Here is an 18,478-nt window from a genome sequence, read left to right as displayed (position 1 = left end):
TTGGAGGAACGAACTGATGCGGAACGGTGCCCAGGATCGAGGCCCGGCCGCTTCCGGTCCGGACCAGGACGCGGCGCGCGGGTTTACCGCCGCCCTGCGCGCGCAGGCGCAGGACTACACCGGCAAGCGCAAGGCCGACGCGGCGCGGGTCGTCTCGGATGTCGGGGACGCCATCCGGGGTACGGGCGCCAGCTTCGACGGGCTGCCGCAGCTCAAAGCCTTCTTCGATCAGGCCGCCCTCGGCGTCGACGAGCTGGCCGCGGACATCGGCCGCCGCTCGTTCAGCGAGATGTACGACGAGGTCCAGGCCGCGGCCCGGCGCCGCCCGGCCCTGACCGCGGCGGCCGCCATGCTGGCCGGCTTCGCGCTCTACCGGCTCATCAACGCGCCCGGAATCCGGCCGGTGCCGCGCTCGCGGGCCTTGGTGCCGGTCGACGTCCTGCCGACGCCGGACATCTAGAGCGCTCGGCAACGACCCTGGGCCACGCCCCGGATCCGGGTGCGAGGCGCCGACCCAAAATGATGGAAAGCGCTGTCGTCGTCGGGCCGCCCACCCCGGCGCCGACGGGCGCTTGAGGAGGACAGGATGGCCGAGCCCGGCATACGCAGCATCCCGACCCTCGTCGGCGATGCGGTTCGCGAGTTGCGCGACCTCGTCGCGGATGAGCTGGCCCTGTTCCGGGCCGAGATGGCCCAGGGCGTCCACCGGATCTCGCTCGGTCTCACCCTGCTCATCGCGGCGGCGGTCCTGGCCATCACCGGGCTCTTCACCCTGCTGCTGGCCCTGGTGAAGGGCATCGCCGTCCTGGTCCAGTCGGATGCCCTCGCGGCCCTGATCGTGGGCGGCACCTTCCTGGTGCTCGCCCTGGGGCTGGGTCTGTATGGACGCAGCAAGGCGTCGCTCTCAGGTCTTGAGCCGACCCGGACGGGACGGCAGATCAAGCAGGACGCACAGATTCTCACGGAGCGCAGGGACGTATGAACAACTCAGCGGACGAACTCGAGCAGGATGTGGAGGCGAGCCGCGGGCGCCTGGATCGCACGCTGGGCGATCTGCAGGCCCGGTTCCAGGGGCCAGGCGTGCCCCGGGATCTCGCCGACCTCAAACGGTCGGGACAGGCCGCCGGCGAGGCGGTCGAGCGCTTCGTCGCCGACATGCGCGTCAACCCCGTGCCGGCGCTCCTGATCGCCGCCGGGGTCGGCCTGCTGGTCTACGACGTGTTCCGCTCGGCGCGCCTGCGCGCGGCCCTGACCCCGGTCGGCGCTTACAGGGGCTCTCAGGCGGCGGACGATCGGGGCCTGGCCGAGAACCAGCCGGACCGGATGCAGGCGCGGCTCGACGAGGGCCTGGAGGAGAGTTTTCCGGGCAGCGATCCCGTCTCGGTGCGGATCACCAAATAGCGCGGCCCGGCCGCCTGGCCGGCCGGGGCGTGGAGCTCCCTTCGGTCGTCGGCCGAGCGCGTGCCGGCCTTCGACCTGACTTCGCTGGGTCTTCAGCGCGATCAGCTTTCGATCCGCGCCCGATCGTCATGAAATCGGGCGGGGATCGCAGACGATCGGGGAACACGTCCGCACCCGGACCGGTATTCACCTCGGCGGCGCGCATCCGGGCGGCGCAGGGGGCCTGACATGACCGACCTGGACCTCTACGGCGACACCGAAACCGCGGCGGAGGTCGATCCCCTGGCGGCCAAGATGCCGGAGGTCCTGCGCCTCGCAACCGCTCTGGCGGAGCAGATGCTGGCCTCGCAGATCATGGGGCGCGCGATCTCGGGCGAACAATTCACCGCTCTGGTGAGTGCCGCCCGCCTCCTTCAGGACAACAACGTGCCCTGGCCGCCGCTCGTCCAGGAAGTCGTCCACGAATTGGCCGAGCGGATGAACGCTGTCGGATCGGAGCCGGACGGCGCCGCGGGCTGACGGGCGCGTCGCGCGCCGTCTCGTGCGACGGGCGGGCGCAAGGTGACGAGGTCCTCCGTGCGCTGCCTGCGGATGGGGCTTCCACCCGTCGCGCAGACGGGGCGCGAGACGCGCACGCCGTCGACATCCACGGGATGCCCCGGTCCCGGCCGGCCCAACCATCCGGTGTCACAGATCGAGAGCCCAGCCATGTGGTACCTCTACGGCTTCGTGCTTCTCGCCGGCGTCGCCAACGCCGTTCAGGCGGGGCAGAACGGGGCGCTCTCCAAGGGGCTGGCCGAGTCGTTGACCGCCGGCCTGGTGGTGGCGGCCGGGACCGCCACCTGCATCCTCGTGGTCGGCCTGCTCTCCGGCAAGCTCACATGGCCGACGGCGGCCCAGGCGCTGGCGATGCCGTGGTGGGCGTGGTTCGGCGGGATCCTCGGCGGTTGCATCATCCTGGCGCAGTTCATCGTGGCGCGTCAGATCGGCGCCGCGCCGTTCCTCGGCCTCTTGGTCACCTCGGGTGTGGTCACCTCGATCGTGCTCGACCATTTCGGCTGGGTCGGCTTCGATCGGCATGCCGCCAGCCTCTGGCGGATCCTCGGCGGGCTCCTGATGGTCGCCGGCGTGGCGCTGGTCGCCGCGTTCTGAGCGGGCAGCGCATCCTCCGGTTGATCGGCCACGCCGACACCCCGGAACAGGCCCCCCGGCGCGGGGTTGCTCCTGAGACGCACAAGGAGAACGCGATGCTGACGGGTGGTTTGCTGTGGCTGATTGGGGTGCCGATTCCCGTCCTCATCCTGATCTGGTTCTTTTTCCTTCGGGGGCGCTGAGGCGCGCCGGAACGACGCTTCGGACCTGCGCCCGATCGCGCGCAGGTCCGGCCCGCGGCATCCACCGCCTCGACACGCCCGCCCCTACGGTTCCTCTGCCCCCATGCGCCTCGCCCTCGCCGCCCTCCCCTTCATCGTCGCTGCCGGTGGGGCGCTCGCGCAGCAATCGCTGCCGACGGTCGCCGAATTGCTGACCGCGGAGGCGAAGGCCGCCCTGGCCTGCGAGAGCGGGGGCGATCCCGCCATCATCCGGGAGCAGTGCCGGCTGCGCGACCGCCTGAGCGGACGCTTGGCCCAGGCCGGCTATTGCTGGGGCCGCAAAGGGCAGAGCGACGAGAAGAAGGAGTGGCACGCCTGCCAACCCGATTCGATCTTCGAGGACGATATCGAGGCGGTGCAGCGCTGAGCGTTTCAGCCTTCACCGGAGGCGATCCGGATTAGATTACCCGATCGCCGCCGGGTGGCGGCGCGGTTCGCCCTTGTAGTGGCGCGGGATCAGCGGGCAGCCGTCGTGCACGCGGAAATGGGACAGCGATGTGCGTCGCACCGCGGTGTAGCCGCCCTGGATCATCAGGCGTCCGAAGCAGGCCGGGCAGCGCTTGAGCGCATCGCGATGGCGGGCCTGCGCCTCGTCGGCCGTCATGGCCACCCAGGCCCCCTCGACGGAGACTTCGCAGGTCGGGGGGCCGGGCTTTACCATGACGCGACGATGCCGTCGGGCGGCCCAGCGCGCCAGCGCAGGCGCGCCACAGCGGGTCGATGATTGACGTGCAGGTTATGCTGCAAAGCGTCGCGGCAAGACCGACCGGCCCGCTGCCATCTCAGCCGCCCGAAGTCATTTGCCGACCGACGGATTACGATACACGCGATGGAGCGCCGGTTATTTCTGGGTCGGTCGCACCACGATACACAGCAGGACGCGCCGGATGTGGTTGCGCAGCTTGTCTTTACTATCGGATATTGCTCCGGAGCTCTTGGCAGAGTCCGGCTTATCACACGTCGACATGGCAAGTGCCCCAAGAAAGGAGCGCCACCTCAGCGGGCCTTAGGGCCTTGGTTCGGAAGGCGATCGCCAGTAGCTTTAATGGATCGCATCGCCAAAATCTCGACATAATTGCAACTCGGCCAGCCAATTCAGGTTTGAGATATTTTAAGGTTTATCGTTGTTTCTGAATGCTGCTGTGCTGTTCCGCACGACGTGGCCGAATGCATAGACCCGCTCGCGGGGTCCGATCAGGGAGACGTGCTCGGTGGCTGAACGCTTCTACTTCGACATCGAGAACGGCGAGGCGTCGATCCGAGACGAGGAAGGTGTCGAGGCAGCCAGCGTGGAACAGGCCCTGGACGAGGCCCGGAGCGTGATCCGGGAGATGGCCGCCGAGTTGACCGCCGCCAATCCCGACGAAACCTGGACCTTGATCGTGCGGGATGCGTCCGGCTCCCTGGTCGGACGCCTTCCGATCAGGCCATAGGGTCCGGCCGAACGATCGAGCCGAGCGGACGTCCTGCGCCGGGGACCGTGCCTGCCCGCCGCTGGGGCGCGTCAAAACTGCGCGGCCGACCGTGGGAGCTTGGCCGCCTGCTCAGGTGCTAGCGGAGCATGTGGTATCTTTACGGACTCACGATCCTCGCCGGCTTGGCGAACGCCATCCAGCCCGGCCAGAACGCGACGCTGTCGAAATCCCTCGGCTTGCCGATCACGGCCGCGCTGCTGACTCTGCTCGTCAGCACGGCCGCCCTTCTCGTGGGCGGCCTGGCGCTCGGCAAGCTCGAGATGCCGAGCGGGCAACAATTGGTGCAGGTGCCCTGGTGGGCCTGGCTCGGCGGCTTCCTCAGCGTCCTGCTGATCCTCGCCCAGCTCTACGCGTCACCGTCCATCGGCGCCGCGTCGTTCCTCGGCATCATCGTCACGGTGGGCGTGGGCGCGTCGATCGTGCTCGACAATTACGGATGGGTCGGCTTCGCCGTGCACCCGGCCAGCCTGTGGCGGATCCTCGGGGCCGTCCTGATGACCGCTGGCGTGGCCTTGGTCGCCCTGTTCTGATCGCCGGCCGATCTCACGCCGGGTCGGTTCCCGCGAGGATTTCGGCCGCGTATCGGGCGCGTCCGGAACCGTCGCCCGGCGCGCCGGTGCGGGCGCACCACGCCGTGAATGCCGCGACCTCGATCGGCACGCGCACGACCGCGACGCCGCTGCGCTGCACCTCGCGCTCCATCTGCTCCGTGGCGATCCGCCAGGTCTCGTAGCGAGGCGGCAGCTTCGCCCCGTCGGGGAGGCTGGCGCGAAGGGCCTCGTACTGCTCCTCGGCGTACCAGGGCAGACCGACGTGGCGCGGGCGGCTCATGACAGACTCGCAACCGGGTTGGAGCGGACAAGCGCGGGGCCGACCGCACCTCAGCCGGGCTCGCAATCCTCAACGGCCAAGCAGGAGGCTTGGTTCTGCGGGGGGGGGGGCTGCACCGGCGATCGCTCGGCTGCGGACCGCCAAGCCATGGTGTGGAAGTGCACCTGAGGGCGAAAAGAGCGACACTTATGCCCCGCCGACATCCTGCGAGTGGTTGCCCGCCGCAGGCCTCGCTCTGAAGTCCGTGGCGCGCGATCGCGACGGCGTCGCGGTCTCGCCACCCTTCCCAAGGGTGTCTCCTCCCAAGACTTCGGGCCGCCCCCTCGGGGGTGGCCTTTTTTGTCTCGGCAGTTCAACCGATCGCCCGATGATCGGGCGCCCTGCGCTCGGTCGGACGGGCTACTCGCGGGCCTCGGCCGTCTGCGCGATCGACCCGCCGCGTGCGAAGGAAATGTCGGCCGCCCGCGTCAGCTCCCGGCGGGCGACGACGTCCGCTAGGGCCAACAAGATACCCATCAGCCCCAGAACCAGGACGGCGCGACGAAGGATCAGTCGATTGGACATAAGCGGTATCCAGAGACGTCGGCCTGTCTAGCAGAGGCCTCGACGATCAGCTGCCGCTCCTGGGTCACAGTGAGTACGGAATGCGAACGCTACCGATCGCATCGGGCGCCGGCGGGCGCGGCGAGGAGCCGGGTTCGCGCCCCGCGCACAGGTCAGCAGGACCTGGCTGATGACGCGCGCTGTCGCCCTTCGGCAACACCGGCGCTTCAATCACACGCGCCGCCGCAACCGATGCCCGGCTGCAGAGTTGTCGCGCTCGGGTCAGTATCTCCCAGGCATGTCCGTCGCGGGGCAGATATTTACCGAAGGTTTACTATGGCGGCCCGCGTCGTGACCGGGCGGTGTGTCCGTAAAACTACAGCTTTCTCGCCGACGAATTGGTAGTCATGGTGTCAGATTTCACGCCCTGGATTGCCGCACACATGACCAAGCTTCTCGCCTCCCTGGCCGCCTTCACCGCCCTGACCGGCGCCGCTGCCGCCGCCGACCTGCCGCGTCGCGCTGCCCCGCCGCCCGTCTTCACCCCGGTGCCCGTGTTCACCTGGACCGGCTTCTACGCCGGTTTCAACGCCGGCTACGCCTTCGACGCCAGCAGCCGCTCCAACAACTCCACCTTCGGCGTCCCGGCTCCGTTTGCCGTCCCCGGCACCACCGCCACGTTCCGCAACCGCAGCCAGGACGGTTTCTCCGGCGGCGCCCAGATCGGCTACAACGTCCAGTTCACCCCGGGCTCGGGCGTGGTGGTCGGCATCGAGGCCGACGCCCAGTACCTCGACTTCGGCCGCAGCCGGAACAACGCGTTCGTGAACGGCGCCGTCGCCCCGGGCTACTACGTCACCGACCCGCGCGGCCTGTCGAGCCTCGACTACTTCGGCACTGTGCGCGGCCGCCTCGGCTACGCCTTCGACCGCACCCTCGTGTACGGCACCGGCGGCTTCGCCTACGGCTCGGGCAGCGCTGACCGCTCCTTCGGCGGCTATGCCGGCAACGACAGCTTCCGCACCGGCTACGCCGTCGGCGGCGGCGTCGAGTTCGCCCTCCCCACCGAGTCGTTCCTGAACTTCTTCCGCTCGTCGGCCGTGACGTTCAAGATCGAAGGCCTGTACGTCAACCTCGAGCGCGGCAACCGCAACCAGGGCGCCCTGGTGGTCAACGCCGCCAACCTCGTCCCGGTCGCCTACAGCGCCATCGGTCGCCGCGACGACGAGTTCGCCGTCGTCCGCGCCGGCCTGAACTACAAGTTCGGCTCGTACTAAGACCCAACACCCGCCCGGCCTTCGGGCCGGGCCCGGTCAGGGACGGCGAGGAACGCGCTCGCGCATTCTGACAGGCCGGTCTCACCAGGCCGATCGCAAGGTCCGCCCTACCCCAGAAGCATGCGCTTCTGGGGTTTTTCGTTTGCCGGTGGCACAACCAGCCTATCCCGGGCGGCCCCCCTAACAGCTCCCCGCGGAGCTCGTGGCGATGTTCGGCCGCGACGCGCAGGCAGCGCCTGTCCCGGGGCCTCGCACCGCCCGGATCGCCCGATCCGCAGCCCCCTCAGTGCCGGTAGCGTTCGGCCAGGGCCATGAGGGCCTGGGCGAGTTCGGTGAGGTTGGCCGAGGCCGCCTCGACCTCGCGGGTGCCGGCCGCCGTCTGCTGGCTGGCCTGGCGGATGTTCTGCAGCGCCCCCATCACCTGCTCGATCCCGAGCTGCTGCTGGTTGGTCGAGGCCACGATCTGCTGGAAGGTCTGGACGTTCTCCTCGACCCGCGCCGTGATCTCCTCGATCGTCCGCTGGGTCGTGTCCGAGCGCGTCTTGCCGGCCGCCGCCCGCTTCACCGCCTCCTCGGTGAGCATCACCGAGGTGTTGATGCCCCGCTGGATCTCACCCAGAATCCCCCGGACCTGCCCCGTGGCCGCCTTGGCCTGGTCGGCCAGAAGCTTCATCTCCGAGGCCACCACCGCGAAGCTGCGCCCGCTCTCGCCGGCCGCGGCCGCCTCGATGGCGGCGTTGAGCGCCAGAAGATGCGTGCGCTCCGAGATGTCGTTGACCGTCTCGATGATGTCGCCGATCGTCTGGGTCTTCTCCGACAGGCTGACGATGTTGCCGGCCACGGCCTCCGCCTGCTCGCGGATCGCGTCCATGGCCTTGGCGGTGTCGGACACCGCGCGCAAACCCTGGCGGGAGGTCTGGGCGGTGGCCTGGGCGGTGGCGATCACCTCGGTGGCGCGCTTGCCGATCTGCGCGCCGGAATGGGTGATCTCGTCCACCGTGGCGGCGGTCTCCTGGACGGCGGCGAATTGCTCCTCCACCGAGGCCGCCTGCTGCTGCGCCGAGGCGCGGATCTCGGCGGCGGCGGCGTTGAGGTCGGCGGTGGCGGCGCGGTTCGTCCGGGCGAGATCGGACAGGCCGTCCACCATCGCGTCGAGCGTGCGCCCGAGGCGCGCGATCTCGTGGCGCCCGCCGGAATGCAGCCGGCCCGACAGATCCCCCGCACCGACCCGCTCGACGAACGCCATCACGTCTCCGAGCGGGCGGACGATCAGGCGGTTGATGGCCACCGCGATCCCGGCGCAGATCAGCAGCGTGAGCAGGGTGCCACCCCACAGAGCCAGGGTCTCGTTGCGTTCGGCCTGGGACGCCCGCTGGCTCAGCATCGCCCGATGGGCCTCCTCCAGGCTCTCGATGGCGGCAAGCTTGTCACGCAGCGTGTCGAACAGCTGCTTGCCGGTGCCCTCGGACTCGATACGCACCGCCTCGGGTCGGGTCGCCGGGTCAGCCGTGCCTCGGATAACTGCCTGGCCGATATCGGCCTGCCAAGTGCGGGCCGCCGTCACGGCATCGGCCAGCAGGCGCGACGCGGCGGCATCGGTGCCGATCAGGTTTCTGAGGCGGTCGATCGCTGCGTCCAGGGCCGGTTGTCCCTGGCGGTAGGGTTCCAGGCTGCCCTCTCGGCCGGATATCAGGTAGCCACGCAGCCCCGTTTCTTGGTTGAGCATGGCATTGCGGAATGCGTCGAGGCTGCGGATCGTTTGATTCGAGCGACTCAGAGCGTCGTTCGCGTCCTGCAATTGGCTGCGGGTCAGCAGGACCGCCCCGCTGCTGAGCACCGACACCAGCGCGATGACGCCCATGGCGCTCCCGAGGGTGCGATTGAGACCCAACGTGTTCGGCATGTTCGGCTTTTCCTAACCCGACTGGCGCACGGCCTCGCGCGGCTGCGGCAACAGAAGGCGGCGTAAGCCCATAGCGCCCAAACCAGGCTGGTGCGAGCCGTATGCCGATGGAATAGGTCCGGCCCGGCGATCCGCGGGTTCTCGCCCTCGCTGCGTCGGGTGTGCACGGGCAGGCCCTGCATCGCGGGTGCGGTTGCAACTCGGGTTCGAGAGGGATTTGGAGCTACGGCGAGCGCGACGGCGGTCATCCCCGGTCCGCAACGACCGCGCATCGCCCGGATTCCCGAACCTTCAGGGGCCTGTGGACCTTCGGCCTCACACGCGGTATGATGCGTGTGAGGTTGATGACCGGTTCGTAATAACGTTTCAGGACCCGGGGGCGGTACCCGGCGCCTCCACCAGAAGCATCCTGTCCCTGATAACGCAGGGGTCTTGGCAGACTATAATGTGTTTATTGTCTGCAGCCAGGGTGTTTCTGATGGGGGCGAAGTTAGGTTCGACTGGACGGTAAAGGGATCGCGAGTTCTACCCTGTTTCGGCAGGATAAGATGCGACTTTCGGTAAGGACTCGACCGGTTCGGCGCAGGCAACCCCTGTTCCGGGCACCTGACCAAAACTCTAAATGCCAACGATAACGTTGTCATGGATGCCCGCCTCGCGGCGTAAGCATCTTGCGGCAGGGCAGCCGTAGAAACAGAACCCGGGGCTTCGGCCCCGGGGCCCACCTTTTCCGATGATATGAATCTGGACAACGGTCCGCGGCGATCCCGTGGGCGGTCGACTCATGTCGGCCTTCTCCGTTCAAGCACCTTTGCATCTGCTGCCGGGAGCCCGCTTCGTCCGACTGGCGACGGAGATGCCCTCCGTGTCCTCAGCGACGAGTACCGGTTCGCCCCGGAGGCTTCTCGAAGAAGCCTCCGGCATGCGATGGTGCGGACGCTCCGGTGGGCGGGTACCGGGGAAGATTTCATGGCGCTCGTCCCCGTGGTGAACGCGACGTCCCGGCGGGTTGCCGACAGGGGCTGCCCCTCCTGCTGCCGCGAGCGACATCGTCGTGCAGGTCCTGCAAACGCGGCTGGTCTCGAATTGACCCTGACCCACCAAACTGGTCCGCGCTGAGCGCAAGTTTTTCGGGCATCCTGAACCCTGAAGGAGGGTGGATGCCATGCCTCGCAAACGCTTCACGAACGAACAGATCGCCTTCGCCTTGCGGCAGGCGGAGAACGGCGCGACGGTGGACGAGGTCTGCCGGAAGATGGGTGTGTCCGAGCCGACGTTCTACCGCAGGAAGAAGCAGTTCGTCGGCATGGGCGTGCCGGAGATCCGGCGGCTGAAGCAGCTGGAGGACGAGAACAGCAAGCTCAAACGATTGGTGGCCGACCTGACGCTGGACCGCTCCATGTTGCAGGATGTGCTCAAGCGAAAGTGGTGAGGCCCGCCGCTCGCCGTGAGGTCGCCGGCCACCTGCAGGCGGCCTACGGCATCAGCGAGCGTCGGGCCTGCCAGGCCACCGGCTTCGGTCGTTCGTCGCAGCGCTACAGGAAGCGCTCGGACCCTCAAGTAGCGCTGCGCATGCGGCTGAAGGAGTTGGCTGCCGCGCGAGTGCGCTACGGCTACCGGCGGCTGCACATCCTGTTGCGACGGGAAGGCTGGGAGGTGAACCACAAGCGCACCTACCGGATCTACCGTGACGAGGGACTGTCTATCCGGCCCAAGCTGCCCAAGCGCAAACGGGCCTGGCGCTACCGGCAAGGGCGGCCGGCCATCGGTGGACCCAACGAGGTCTGGGCCATGGACTTCATGTCCGACCGCCTGTTCGACGGGCGTCCGTTCCGGATCCTGACCGTCGTCGATTGCCATACGCGAGAGGCGCTCTCACTCACGCCGAGAGCCAACTTCCGCGCCTTCCAGGTGACCGAGGCGCTCGACGCCTTGGTCAGGCTGCGAGGTCGACCGAAAAGCCTGCGGGTCGATGACCTGACCGGCTGGCTTTGGACCGGGCTGATTGAGAGGATCAGCCAGGACCAGAGGAGTCGGACATGCGGCGAGGTCAGAAGACGGGTGCGGAGCAGGTCGTGCTGAAGCTGCGCCAGATTGAGGTGCAGACAGCCCAGGGCAAGAGTTTGGCCCTCGCCTGCAAGGAGGCCGAGATCTCCGAGCAGAGCTACTATCGCTGGCGCAAGGAGTATGGCGGCCTACAAGTCGATCAGGCGCGGAAGATGAAGGATCTGGAGCGCGAGAACGCTCGGTTGCGGCGGCTGGTAGCCGACTTGTCCTTGGAGAAACAAGTTCTGGCGGACGTCGCCTCGGGAAACTTGTAGCCCCCGAGCGACGCAGGCAGGCGGTCGACGTCATTCGGGAGAAGTATGGTCTCTCGGAGCGTCATGCCTGCCGGATCGTCGGCCAGCATCGGGGTACACAGCGCTATGTGCCCACCGTGCCGGCCGACGAGGATGAGCTGACCCGTGCCATCATCGCCCTGGCGTCCGAGTACGGGCGCTACGGCTACCGCCGCGTCACCGCGCTGCTGCAGGCAGCCGGCTGGCAAGTGGGCAAGGACCGGGTTCATGGTTCGACAGGCTCACCATGAGGGCATCTGGCGTCGCGAGGGGCTCAAAGTCCCTAGCCGACAGAGACCCCGCAGCCGCCTATGGCTGAACGACGGCTCATGCGTGCGGCTACGACCGCTCCACCGCAACCATGTGTGGAGCTTCGACTTCGTGCAGGCTCAGACCCACGACGGCCGAAGCCTACGCATCCTGACGCTGATCGACGAGCATAGCCGGGCGTGCCTGGCGCTGAAGGTGGCACGGCGTATCAACAGCGTCGGCGTGATCGAGGCGCTGGCCGATGCCATGTGCCTGCACGGCATCCCCGAGCACATCCGCTGCGACAATGGCCCTGAGATGATCTCGAAGGCGCTGCGCAAGTGGGTCGCCAAGACGGGGCCACGGATCCAGTACATCGCGCCAGGATCGCCGTGGGAGAACGGGTACTGTGAGAGCTTCAACGGCAAACTTCGGGACGAGTGCCTACGCCAGGAGATCTTCTACTCGCTGAAGGAGGCGCAGATCGTCATCGGGCTATGGCAAACCACGTACAACTGCATCCGACCGCATTCGTCGCTGGGCTATCGGCCGCCCGCGAATGTCAGCTACCCGGGTCTGGCCTTCCGGCTACCCATGGCCGCGACCATGCAGTAGCCTCTCAATCGGCTCGGTCCAAAATACCGGTCAGGTCAATCCTCGCCAGCGGCTATGCCGAGCTGCCTGAGAACAAGTTGGTTCCGGTCCCGCGACTGACCAAGCCGTTCGGACAATCGGAACTCGCGCGGATCCTCATCACGAGCTTGCGTCCGGAAGGTCTGGTCCTCCCCTTCCGCCCTAAACTGGCATGAGGCAGGCCTGTCACCCACCGACCGAATGGGCCAACCGAAGTCCACACAGAAGCGGTCGTCTCGGGCCGACATACCAAGGCGGCAAAGTGGCCTGCCCCCTGAAAAGTGGCTCTTCGCCAAGTTAGGTGGATCAGGGTCATTCTACCAGCGCTGCCACACGATCCACGACCGACCAGAGCATTAGCGCTGGCGTTGGCCCACGCCGTTCAGGCGAAAGGCGATCGGTGACCTGTTCGGTGGGCCCTGCGCTTAAGCGCTGGTCTATGTGTATGAAACGCTAATGAGAGCAATCTCCGATCAGATTGCATGAGCCTTTAAAGAATGTGGGTCTAGAAAATTACGTTCGTATGCGATGAGCTCGCGGCCCAGCTTAACAGCCTTGTAGTATTGCTCCGCCTCGACCTCGTTCTGTATCTTTGAAAGGTATGGAGCATAACTTGGTTCCATAGCCAGCAGGTCGCGAGCTTGAGCATAGAATAATTCGATTGCCGCCGCAGGGACCTCCGCAAGATACAAAACCTGCAGTGTGACGCAAAGCTTTTTGCAGCCTGTATCTGCACCGCTCTCATGCATGATCTCGCTTTCACGCAAGAATTTGCATTGGTTTTCGATCAGGAAGGATACGGGACGGTCACCATTGCGAATTGCTGCGCCGTTGATGATCAGCCGCTCGAATGGCTTTAGCGTGAGGCGCAGACCCATTATTCGATGTCCTCTTAATTTGGGGGGTTTTGAACATGAAGCATTAACGATCTTCTAACGGCTGCATCGTTTCGTGGATCGACTTAAGATGTCGGCAACGACCTGGGGCGTAGATCGTGGGGGCCGCCAATACGGCGGTTTAAAGCGCCCAAAAGGACTGCTCCTATGTCCGGTGTCACCCTCACTGCCGCTACCCGCCAGAACCTGCTCTCGCTGCAGGATACGGCTTCGCTGACCGCGACCACCCAGAACCGGCTCTCCACCGGCCTGAAGGTCTCGTCGGCGCTCGACAACCCGGTGAGCTTCTTCACCTCGCAAGCTCTCAGCCAGCGGTCCGGCGACCTCGGCAACCTGCTCGACGGTATCTCGAACGGGATCCAGTCGATCCAGGCCGCCAACCAGGGCATCACCTCGATCCAGAAGCTGGTCGATCAGGCCAAGTCGGTTGCCAACCAGGCGCTGTCCACGCAGATCACCACCACCGGCACCGCCTCGACCGCCTACAGTGCTGCATCCGCCAGCACGGTTAACCTGTTCGTCAACGGTGTAGCTACAAGCGTCGCACTGGCAACGACGGACACGCTCGACGGAGCTCTGACGAAGCTTAACGCCGTTGTCGGTGCCGGCAGCTTCACCAAGAGCACTGACGGGACCAAGATTGTGATGAACGCGTCCTCGGACGTGGAGTTTGCATCTGCGGGCGACCAAACGAAATTGGGCTTTGCGTCCGGTTCGGGGTCGGGCCCGACCTACGGCACCACCACCGCAGTCGGTCAGAGCTCGGACCTGAGCGTGTCGGGCGTCACGGCCCGCGCGACGCTCGCCTCGCAGTACAACAGCCTGCTGACCCAGATCGATCAGCTCGCCGGCGATTCGAGCTTCAACGGCACGAACCTGATCAACGGCAAGGGCGACAACAACAACCTGACGATCAACTTCAATCCGAAGGGCAACTCGAACCTCACGGTCACCGCGACTGACGAGACCTCGGCCGGCCTCGGCTTGACGTCGATTACCGGGACTTCGGCGAAGACATCGACGGTCGGCCAGGGCAACTTCCTGCTCAACGCCGACATCAACACGACCCTGAACAAGCTCACGACCGCATCGAGCCAGCTGCGGACCGACGCTTCGACCTTCGGTTCGAACCTGTCGGTAGTGCAGAACCGTCAGGACTTCAGCAAGAACCTGATCAACGTGCTCGATACCGGCTCGTCGAACCTGACGGCGGCCGACCTCAACCAGGAGGCTGCGAACTCGCAGGCCCTGTCCACCCGTCAGTCGCTGGGCATCTCGGCCCTGTCGCTGGCGAACCAGGCCCAGCAGGGCATCCTGCAGCTGCTGCGCTAAGCGTCAGCTACATCGTCGTCGCAGCGGCCGGGGCATCACCTCGGCCGTTCGCGTTTGGATTGTCCGATCAGGTGTATCGCCTCTTGATCCTCCCCCGCCTTCACCGACGCGGGTTTAGATGTTCGGTCCCGGCATGTGGTTTGACGGATCGAGCCTGAAACGTTCGGGCTCTTTCGTCCAGGTCTGGCAGATGAACTCGTAGGGGGTGAGGCCGCGTAGGGTCTTGAGCCGGCGGCCGTAGTTGTAGGCATCCACGAACAGCTGCAGGTGCTGCCGGAGCTCGTCATGGCTGGCGTAATGGTAGCGCTGGACCGTGGCGTCCTTGATGGTTCGGTTCATCCGCTCGACTTGACCATTCGTCCACGGGCAGCGCGGCTTGGTCAGGCGATGCTCGATCTTCGTCTGCTCGCAGGCCCAATCGAACGAATGCCAGCGGTAGATGCGCGGCCGATCCTGGGTCGCCCAGTAGGCCGCCGCTTTGGCCTCGGCCTCCTCGTCCACCGGACGATTGTCGGCGAACTGGATGCCGTTATCCGTCAGCACCGTGTGGATCGTGTACGGCACGGCGGCGACCAGATCGTGTAGAAAGGCTGCCGCGATGCGCTGCGTCGCCTTCTCGTGCAGTTGAACGAAGGCGAACTTGCTTGTGCGGTCGATGGCCACGAACAGGTGTAGCTTGCCCTGTTCGGTGCTGACCTGCGCGATGTCGATGTGGAAGTAGCCGATCGGGTAGGCCTTGAAGCGCGAGCGCTTGGGTGTGTCGCCGTCAACATCCGGCAGGCGACTGATGCCGTGACGCTGCAGACAGCGATGCAGCGACGAGCGGGTCAGGTGCGGCAGGCTCGGCTGCAACGCGTAGAGGCAGTCGTCGAGCGGCAGCAGGGTATGCCGCCGGAAGGCGACGATGACCGCCTCGTCCTCCACGCTGAGCACGCTGGAGCGGGGCTCCTTCGGTCCCATCCGCGCATCGGTACTGGTCTGGCGCGAGCGCCACTTCTGCACCGTCGTGGCGCTGATGCCGTAGCGCTTGGCGGCGGCCCTCACGCTCTCTTGACGAGCTTGGATTGCCCGACGGATCGTCTCAGGCGTCGTGGCGCTGCCGTGGAGAACCTGTCCCATAGCGCGTCCCTCCATGCGGCATCAGTCGTACCACCACACAGCGGGACCAAACATCTAGCTCGCGTTCCGTTCGGCTTGTTCGGGCGTGATGTAGCCGAGGGTCGAGTGGATGCGCTGCCGATTGTAGTAGCCTTCGATGTAGGCGAACAAGTCGCGTCGGGCCTCGTCCCAGGTCGCCCATCGTCGCTCGTGGACGAGTTCGACCTTGAGGGTATGGAAGAAGCTTTCCATTGGGGGGGTATCGTAGCAGCAGCCGGTCCGGCTCATGGAGGGTATCGCCTTCATGCCGACGAGCTGCGCTCTGTAGGCCTCGGCGGCGTATTGGCTGCCGCGATCCGAGTGGCAGATGAGGCCAGCCCCGGTCGTTGCTGTTGGGTGGCCATCATCGGAGCCGCCGACGTAAATTCGGTCCGCATGTGATCACGCATCGACCAGCCGACGATCTTGCGGGTAGCGAGATCGAGGATGGCGGCGAGGTAGAGCCAACACTCTTCGGTCGGCAGGTACGTGATATCTGCCGACCGAAGAGTGTTGGGCAACGCCGACGAGAACTGTTGCTTCAGGAGGTTGGCCGCGATCGGCAGGTCGTGACGGCTGTTGGTCATGCAGGGCCGGAATCCACGTCCTGCCAGGGCCCGAATGCCATGACGGCGCATCAAGCGCTCCACCCGCCCGCGACTGACTGTTCGGCCTTCTGCCCGCAGGGCAGCATGCACCCGAGGCGAGTCGTAGCGGCTGTGATGCCCGGTGTAGATACGCCGGACATCGTCGAAGAGTTGACGGTTGGACGTCGCTTGGGCGCTCTCGGAACGTGATCGCCAGCGGTAGTAGCCGCTGGGGGAGACTCCGAGCACGCGGCACATGAGACGCACCGGCTAGGTGCTCGCATGCTGCTCGATGAAGGCGAACGTCATTTGCGCATCTCCGCGAAGATGCCGATCGCTTTTTCTCGGACATCGCGCTCCATGCGCGTCCGGTCGAGTTCACGCCGAAGGCGAGCGATCTCTGCTGCCTAGTCAGAGGCGAAAGCCAACGGGCTCGCGAATGCAGTTCCTGGCGATCCGGCTGCGCGCAGCGATGGAGGGCCTCCCATCAGGCCGTTCGCCACTGCCTCAGCATGGAGGGTTGGATCCCGAGTTCGGCCGTGATCTGCATCTATGGTCGCCCGCGCTTTCCAGCAGCGCCACCACCTCGCGTTTGAACTCCGGGGTGAGCTCGCGTCTCGCCTTCGACATCAGACACCTTCCCGCCAGCAAGGAACGTATCAGAGGTGTCCGTAAAGGCGGGGGAGGATCAGTGCGATGGCCGCGGACGCGGCGGGCGTGTAGATACCGCTGTTGGCGGCGTGATCTGTGGGTTCTGAATATACCGCCAAGGCTGACTTCATGAGATTAGCGTCCGTTGCGACGAGAGCCTCCCGACCGGGCTGCCCAATTGATCGACTTTCCAGCACCCATGAGCTCCGCGATCGGCCGTCGCGGCGCCAGTGCGGATGCTGATCGGCAGAAGCTGCGGGTAACGCGAAATTAACTGACCTAGCCGAACCGTATTGGACATGCGGGGTGGGCGCGTGACCGCCGCTGCAGTCGAGACGAGTATCGGACCGGCCCGACGGCTGCGGCGCACGTGCATCACCGGTCGGCGCCGCCTGTCGCGGCGGGCGGCCTCCTCGTGAAACTGCGTGTGTGAAAGGCCTCGTCCCGGTCGCCCGGGTACCGGCCGGGTCGGAGAGGTCGCATGAGTGCTTTTCACGAGGGATTGGCCGAGATCTTCGAGGTCGCGGTCGCCGACATGACACCGAACTTCAGACTCGAAGACGCCAATTGGGATTCGTTGGCGATCGTGTCGACGATCGCACTGATCGATGACCTCTATGACAGGACCGTGAGCGCCGACGCACTCGCCGCCTGCACCACCGTCGCGGACCTCGACGCCCTCGTCGCGCGCGAGTGCGCCGTTCGGGCGGCTTAGCGTGCTCGCCGCTGGCGGAGCGGCGGCCTCGACCGGAGGCTGCCCGGCGGATCTGGAGACATCAGCCGCGGCGAGCGGTCGGGTCGCGCGCACGAGCCGTGCCCGCATCGCCGGCCTCGTCTCGTGTCTGCCGCCGCGGCGTATCGAGAACAGCCATTTCGCTGCTCGGTTCGGCTCGAAGCTCGACGATGTGGTCAAGATGACAGGGGTGCGCACCCGCTACTGGGTTGAGGGCGGCGTCACGACATCTGACCTCTGCGCGCGGGCCGCGCGCGAGCTACTCGACCGTCTCGCATGGGATCGAGCCAGCGTCGATGCGCTCGTGTTCGTGTCTCAGACGCCCGACTACCGCCTGCCTGCCACCGCCTGCAGCCTGCAGGCCCGACTGGGTTTGCGTCCTGGCATCGTCGCGTTCGACGTGCCGCTCGGCTGTTCAGGATATCCCTACGGCCTGTGGCTCGCGATGATGATGATCCAGACCGGCGCGGCGCAGCGGGTCCTTCTCGCCGTGGGCGACACCAGCAGCGTGATGAACGATCCGGACGACCGTTCGACTGTGCTGCTGTTCGGGGATGCTGGCGCCGTGACGGCGCTAGAGGCCCATGACGACGGAGATGCGGTCCATATCCTCGGCACCGACGGCCGCGGCGCAGAGAATCTGATCGTCCCCAGGGGAGCATTCAGGTCTTGCTCCACACATCCGAAATTCTCCGGTTATCCCGCCGATACCCTCTACATGGACGGCGGTGAGGTCTTTAATTTTACCCTCAAGGCGATCCCGACGCTCATCCGCGACACGATCGCCGCCGCCGGTCAAACGATCGATGGCTACGACGCCTTCGTGTTGCATCAGGCCAATGCGTTCATGTTGAAGCATCTCGCCAAGAAGGCGAAGATCGATCCCGGGCGGCTGCCGATCAACATCGACCGCTACGGCAACACCAGCAGCGCCAGCATCCCATTGGTCTTGACCACCGATCTCGCCGCTGCCGTATCGGAGCGGGCGATGCGCTTGGCTCTGGTCGGGTTCGGGGTCGGCTACTCCTGGGCCTCGACGACCCTCACCGTGGGCCCGCTGGCGTGCGCCGAGACGGTAACGCTGTGACATTCTTCGGCGCAGGAGTGCGGATCGCGCG

General features: G+C 66.2%; 19 protein-coding genes, 1 other RNA gene and 3 pseudogenes. 16 read left to right on the top strand and 7 right to left on the bottom strand.

The genetic code is table 11. The features are described from left to right. Positions 1 to 16: 16 nt before the first annotated feature. From LGR69_RS20020 to LGR69_RS19990, 7 genes are all read left to right on the top strand, one after another. Positions 17 to 460, top strand: a complete 444-nt coding sequence (locus LGR69_RS20020) for a hypothetical protein (protein ID WP_091864396.1) — start codon at positions 17 to 19, stop codon at positions 458 to 460. 126 nt (positions 461 to 586) lie between these two features. After that, the gene (locus LGR69_RS20015) at positions 587 to 982 is read left to right on the top strand and encodes a phage holin family protein (RefSeq protein WP_007558192.1); all 396 of its coding nucleotides are present in this window, start codon (positions 587 to 589) and stop codon (positions 980 to 982) included. Next, positions 979 to 1,401, top strand: a complete 423-nt coding sequence (locus LGR69_RS20010) for a hypothetical protein (RefSeq protein WP_230367123.1) — start codon at positions 979 to 981, stop codon at positions 1,399 to 1,401. Before LGR69_RS20015 ends, LGR69_RS20010 begins: the two co-directional genes overlap by 4 nt. Positions 1,402 to 1,629: 228 nt before the next feature. After that, complete coding sequence (locus LGR69_RS20005; RefSeq protein ID WP_230367122.1) at positions 1,630 to 1,920, top strand: hypothetical protein; 291 nt, start codon at positions 1,630 to 1,632, stop codon at positions 1,918 to 1,920. A 189-nt stretch (positions 1,921 to 2,109) separates the two neighbouring features. After that, the gene (locus LGR69_RS20000; RefSeq protein WP_007558189.1) at positions 2,110 to 2,553 is read left to right on the top strand and encodes a DMT family transporter; all 444 of its coding nucleotides are present in this window, start codon (positions 2,110 to 2,112) and stop codon (positions 2,551 to 2,553) included. Between the two features lie 20 nt (positions 2,554 to 2,573). Continuing rightward, the gene (locus LGR69_RS19995) at positions 2,574 to 2,735 is read left to right on the top strand and encodes a hypothetical protein (RefSeq protein WP_230367121.1); all 162 of its coding nucleotides are present in this window, start codon (positions 2,574 to 2,576) and stop codon (positions 2,733 to 2,735) included. Between the two features lie 103 nt (positions 2,736 to 2,838). Then, positions 2,839 to 3,141, top strand: a complete 303-nt coding sequence (locus LGR69_RS19990; RefSeq protein WP_230367120.1) for a hypothetical protein — start codon at positions 2,839 to 2,841, stop codon at positions 3,139 to 3,141. 36 nt (positions 3,142 to 3,177) lie between these two features. On the opposite strand, the gene LGR69_RS19985 is transcribed toward LGR69_RS19990, so the two are convergent. Continuing rightward, on the bottom strand, positions 3,178 to 3,435 hold the full coding sequence (locus tag LGR69_RS19985) for a hypothetical protein (protein ID WP_007558185.1): 258 nt from the start codon (positions 3,433 to 3,435) through the stop codon (positions 3,178 to 3,180). Positions 3,436 to 3,985: 550 nt separating this feature from the next. Here LGR69_RS19985 and LGR69_RS19980 point away from each other — a divergent pair. Both LGR69_RS19980 and LGR69_RS19975 read left to right on the top strand, forming a co-directional pair. After that, entirely contained in the window at positions 3,986 to 4,207 is a 222-nt protein-coding gene (locus LGR69_RS19980) for a DUF6894 family protein (protein WP_230367119.1), read from the top strand. A gap of 128 nt (positions 4,208 to 4,335) precedes the next feature. After that, positions 4,336 to 4,779 carry a DMT family transporter gene (locus LGR69_RS19975; RefSeq protein WP_091865612.1) on the top strand — a complete coding sequence of 148 codons (444 nt, stop codon included), beginning with the start codon at positions 4,336 to 4,338 and terminating at the stop codon, positions 4,777 to 4,779. A 13-nt stretch (positions 4,780 to 4,792) separates the two neighbouring features. Here the strand turns inward: LGR69_RS19975 and LGR69_RS19970 are convergent, their stop codons facing one another. Continuing rightward, the gene (locus LGR69_RS19970; protein ID WP_091865615.1) at positions 4,793 to 5,080 is read right to left on the bottom strand and encodes a hypothetical protein; all 288 of its coding nucleotides are present in this window, start codon (positions 5,078 to 5,080) and stop codon (positions 4,793 to 4,795) included. 399 nt (positions 5,081 to 5,479) lie between these two features. Then, complete coding sequence (locus LGR69_RS19965) at positions 5,480 to 5,644, bottom strand: hypothetical protein (RefSeq protein ID WP_230367118.1); 165 nt, start codon at positions 5,642 to 5,644, stop codon at positions 5,480 to 5,482. A 422-nt stretch (positions 5,645 to 6,066) separates the two neighbouring features. Between LGR69_RS19965 and LGR69_RS19960 the strand changes: the two genes are divergently transcribed. After that, positions 6,067 to 6,900 carry an outer membrane protein gene (locus LGR69_RS19960; protein ID WP_147957816.1) on the top strand — a complete coding sequence of 278 codons (834 nt, stop codon included), beginning with the start codon at positions 6,067 to 6,069 and terminating at the stop codon, positions 6,898 to 6,900. Positions 6,901 to 7,183: 283 nt separating this feature from the next. Here LGR69_RS19960 and LGR69_RS19955 read toward each other — a convergent pair whose 3' ends face one another. Then, positions 7,184 to 8,803, bottom strand: a complete 1,620-nt coding sequence (locus LGR69_RS19955) for a methyl-accepting chemotaxis protein (RefSeq protein ID WP_230367117.1) — start codon at positions 8,801 to 8,803, stop codon at positions 7,184 to 7,186. Between the two features lie 349 nt (positions 8,804 to 9,152). On the opposite strand from LGR69_RS19955, the gene ssrA reads away from it, so the two are divergent. From ssrA to LGR69_RS19940, 3 genes and pseudogenes are all read left to right on the top strand, one after another. Continuing rightward, positions 9,153 to 9,322, top strand: a transfer-messenger RNA (tmRNA) gene (gene ssrA, locus LGR69_RS32330). A gap of 646 nt (positions 9,323 to 9,968) precedes the next feature. Continuing rightward, positions 9,969 to 10,780 (top strand): annotated as a pseudogene (locus LGR69_RS19945) (IS3 family transposase); the annotation flags it as partial. 62 nt (positions 10,781 to 10,842) lie between these two features. Further along, positions 10,843 to 12,006, top strand: a pseudogene (locus tag LGR69_RS19940) (IS3 family transposase). Positions 12,007 to 12,497: 491 nt separating this feature from the next. On the opposite strand, the gene LGR69_RS19935 reads toward LGR69_RS19940, so the two are convergent. Next, complete coding sequence (locus LGR69_RS19935; RefSeq protein ID WP_230367116.1) at positions 12,498 to 12,902, bottom strand: flagellar biosynthesis repressor FlbT; 405 nt, start codon at positions 12,900 to 12,902, stop codon at positions 12,498 to 12,500. 165 nt (positions 12,903 to 13,067) lie between these two features. Here LGR69_RS19935 and LGR69_RS19930 point away from each other — a divergent pair, with 165 nt between their 5' ends. Beyond that, complete coding sequence (locus LGR69_RS19930; protein WP_230367115.1) at positions 13,068 to 14,252, top strand: flagellin N-terminal helical domain-containing protein; 1,185 nt, start codon at positions 13,068 to 13,070, stop codon at positions 14,250 to 14,252. Between the two features lie 114 nt (positions 14,253 to 14,366). Here LGR69_RS19930 and LGR69_RS19925 read toward each other — a convergent pair whose 3' ends face one another. Together LGR69_RS19925 and LGR69_RS19920 are read right to left on the bottom strand one after the other, a co-directional pair. Continuing rightward, positions 14,367 to 15,371, bottom strand: coding sequence for an IS481 family transposase (locus LGR69_RS19925; RefSeq protein WP_230367114.1), 1,005 nt, complete (start codon positions 15,369 to 15,371; stop codon positions 14,367 to 14,369). 54 nt (positions 15,372 to 15,425) lie between these two features. Then, positions 15,426 to 16,606: pseudogene (locus tag LGR69_RS19920) on the bottom strand (IS3 family transposase). Positions 16,607 to 17,108: 502 nt separating this feature from the next. Here LGR69_RS19920 and LGR69_RS19915 point away from each other — a divergent pair. Further along, positions 17,109 to 17,342, top strand: a complete 234-nt coding sequence (locus tag LGR69_RS19915; RefSeq protein WP_230367113.1) for an acyl carrier protein — start codon at positions 17,109 to 17,111, stop codon at positions 17,340 to 17,342. Position 17,343: 1 nt separating this feature from the next. Further along, positions 17,344 to 18,447, top strand: a complete 1,104-nt coding sequence (locus tag LGR69_RS19910; protein ID WP_230367112.1) for a 3-oxoacyl-ACP synthase III family protein — start codon at positions 17,344 to 17,346, stop codon at positions 18,445 to 18,447. The last annotated feature ends 31 nt before the right edge of the window (positions 18,448 to 18,478 follow it).

The sequence above is a fragment of the Methylobacterium brachiatum genome, assembly GCF_020523825.1.
Taxonomy (GTDB): Bacteria; Pseudomonadota; Alphaproteobacteria; order Rhizobiales; family Beijerinckiaceae; genus Methylobacterium; species Methylobacterium brachiatum.
This window is presented reverse-complemented; position numbering and strand designations above follow the sequence as displayed.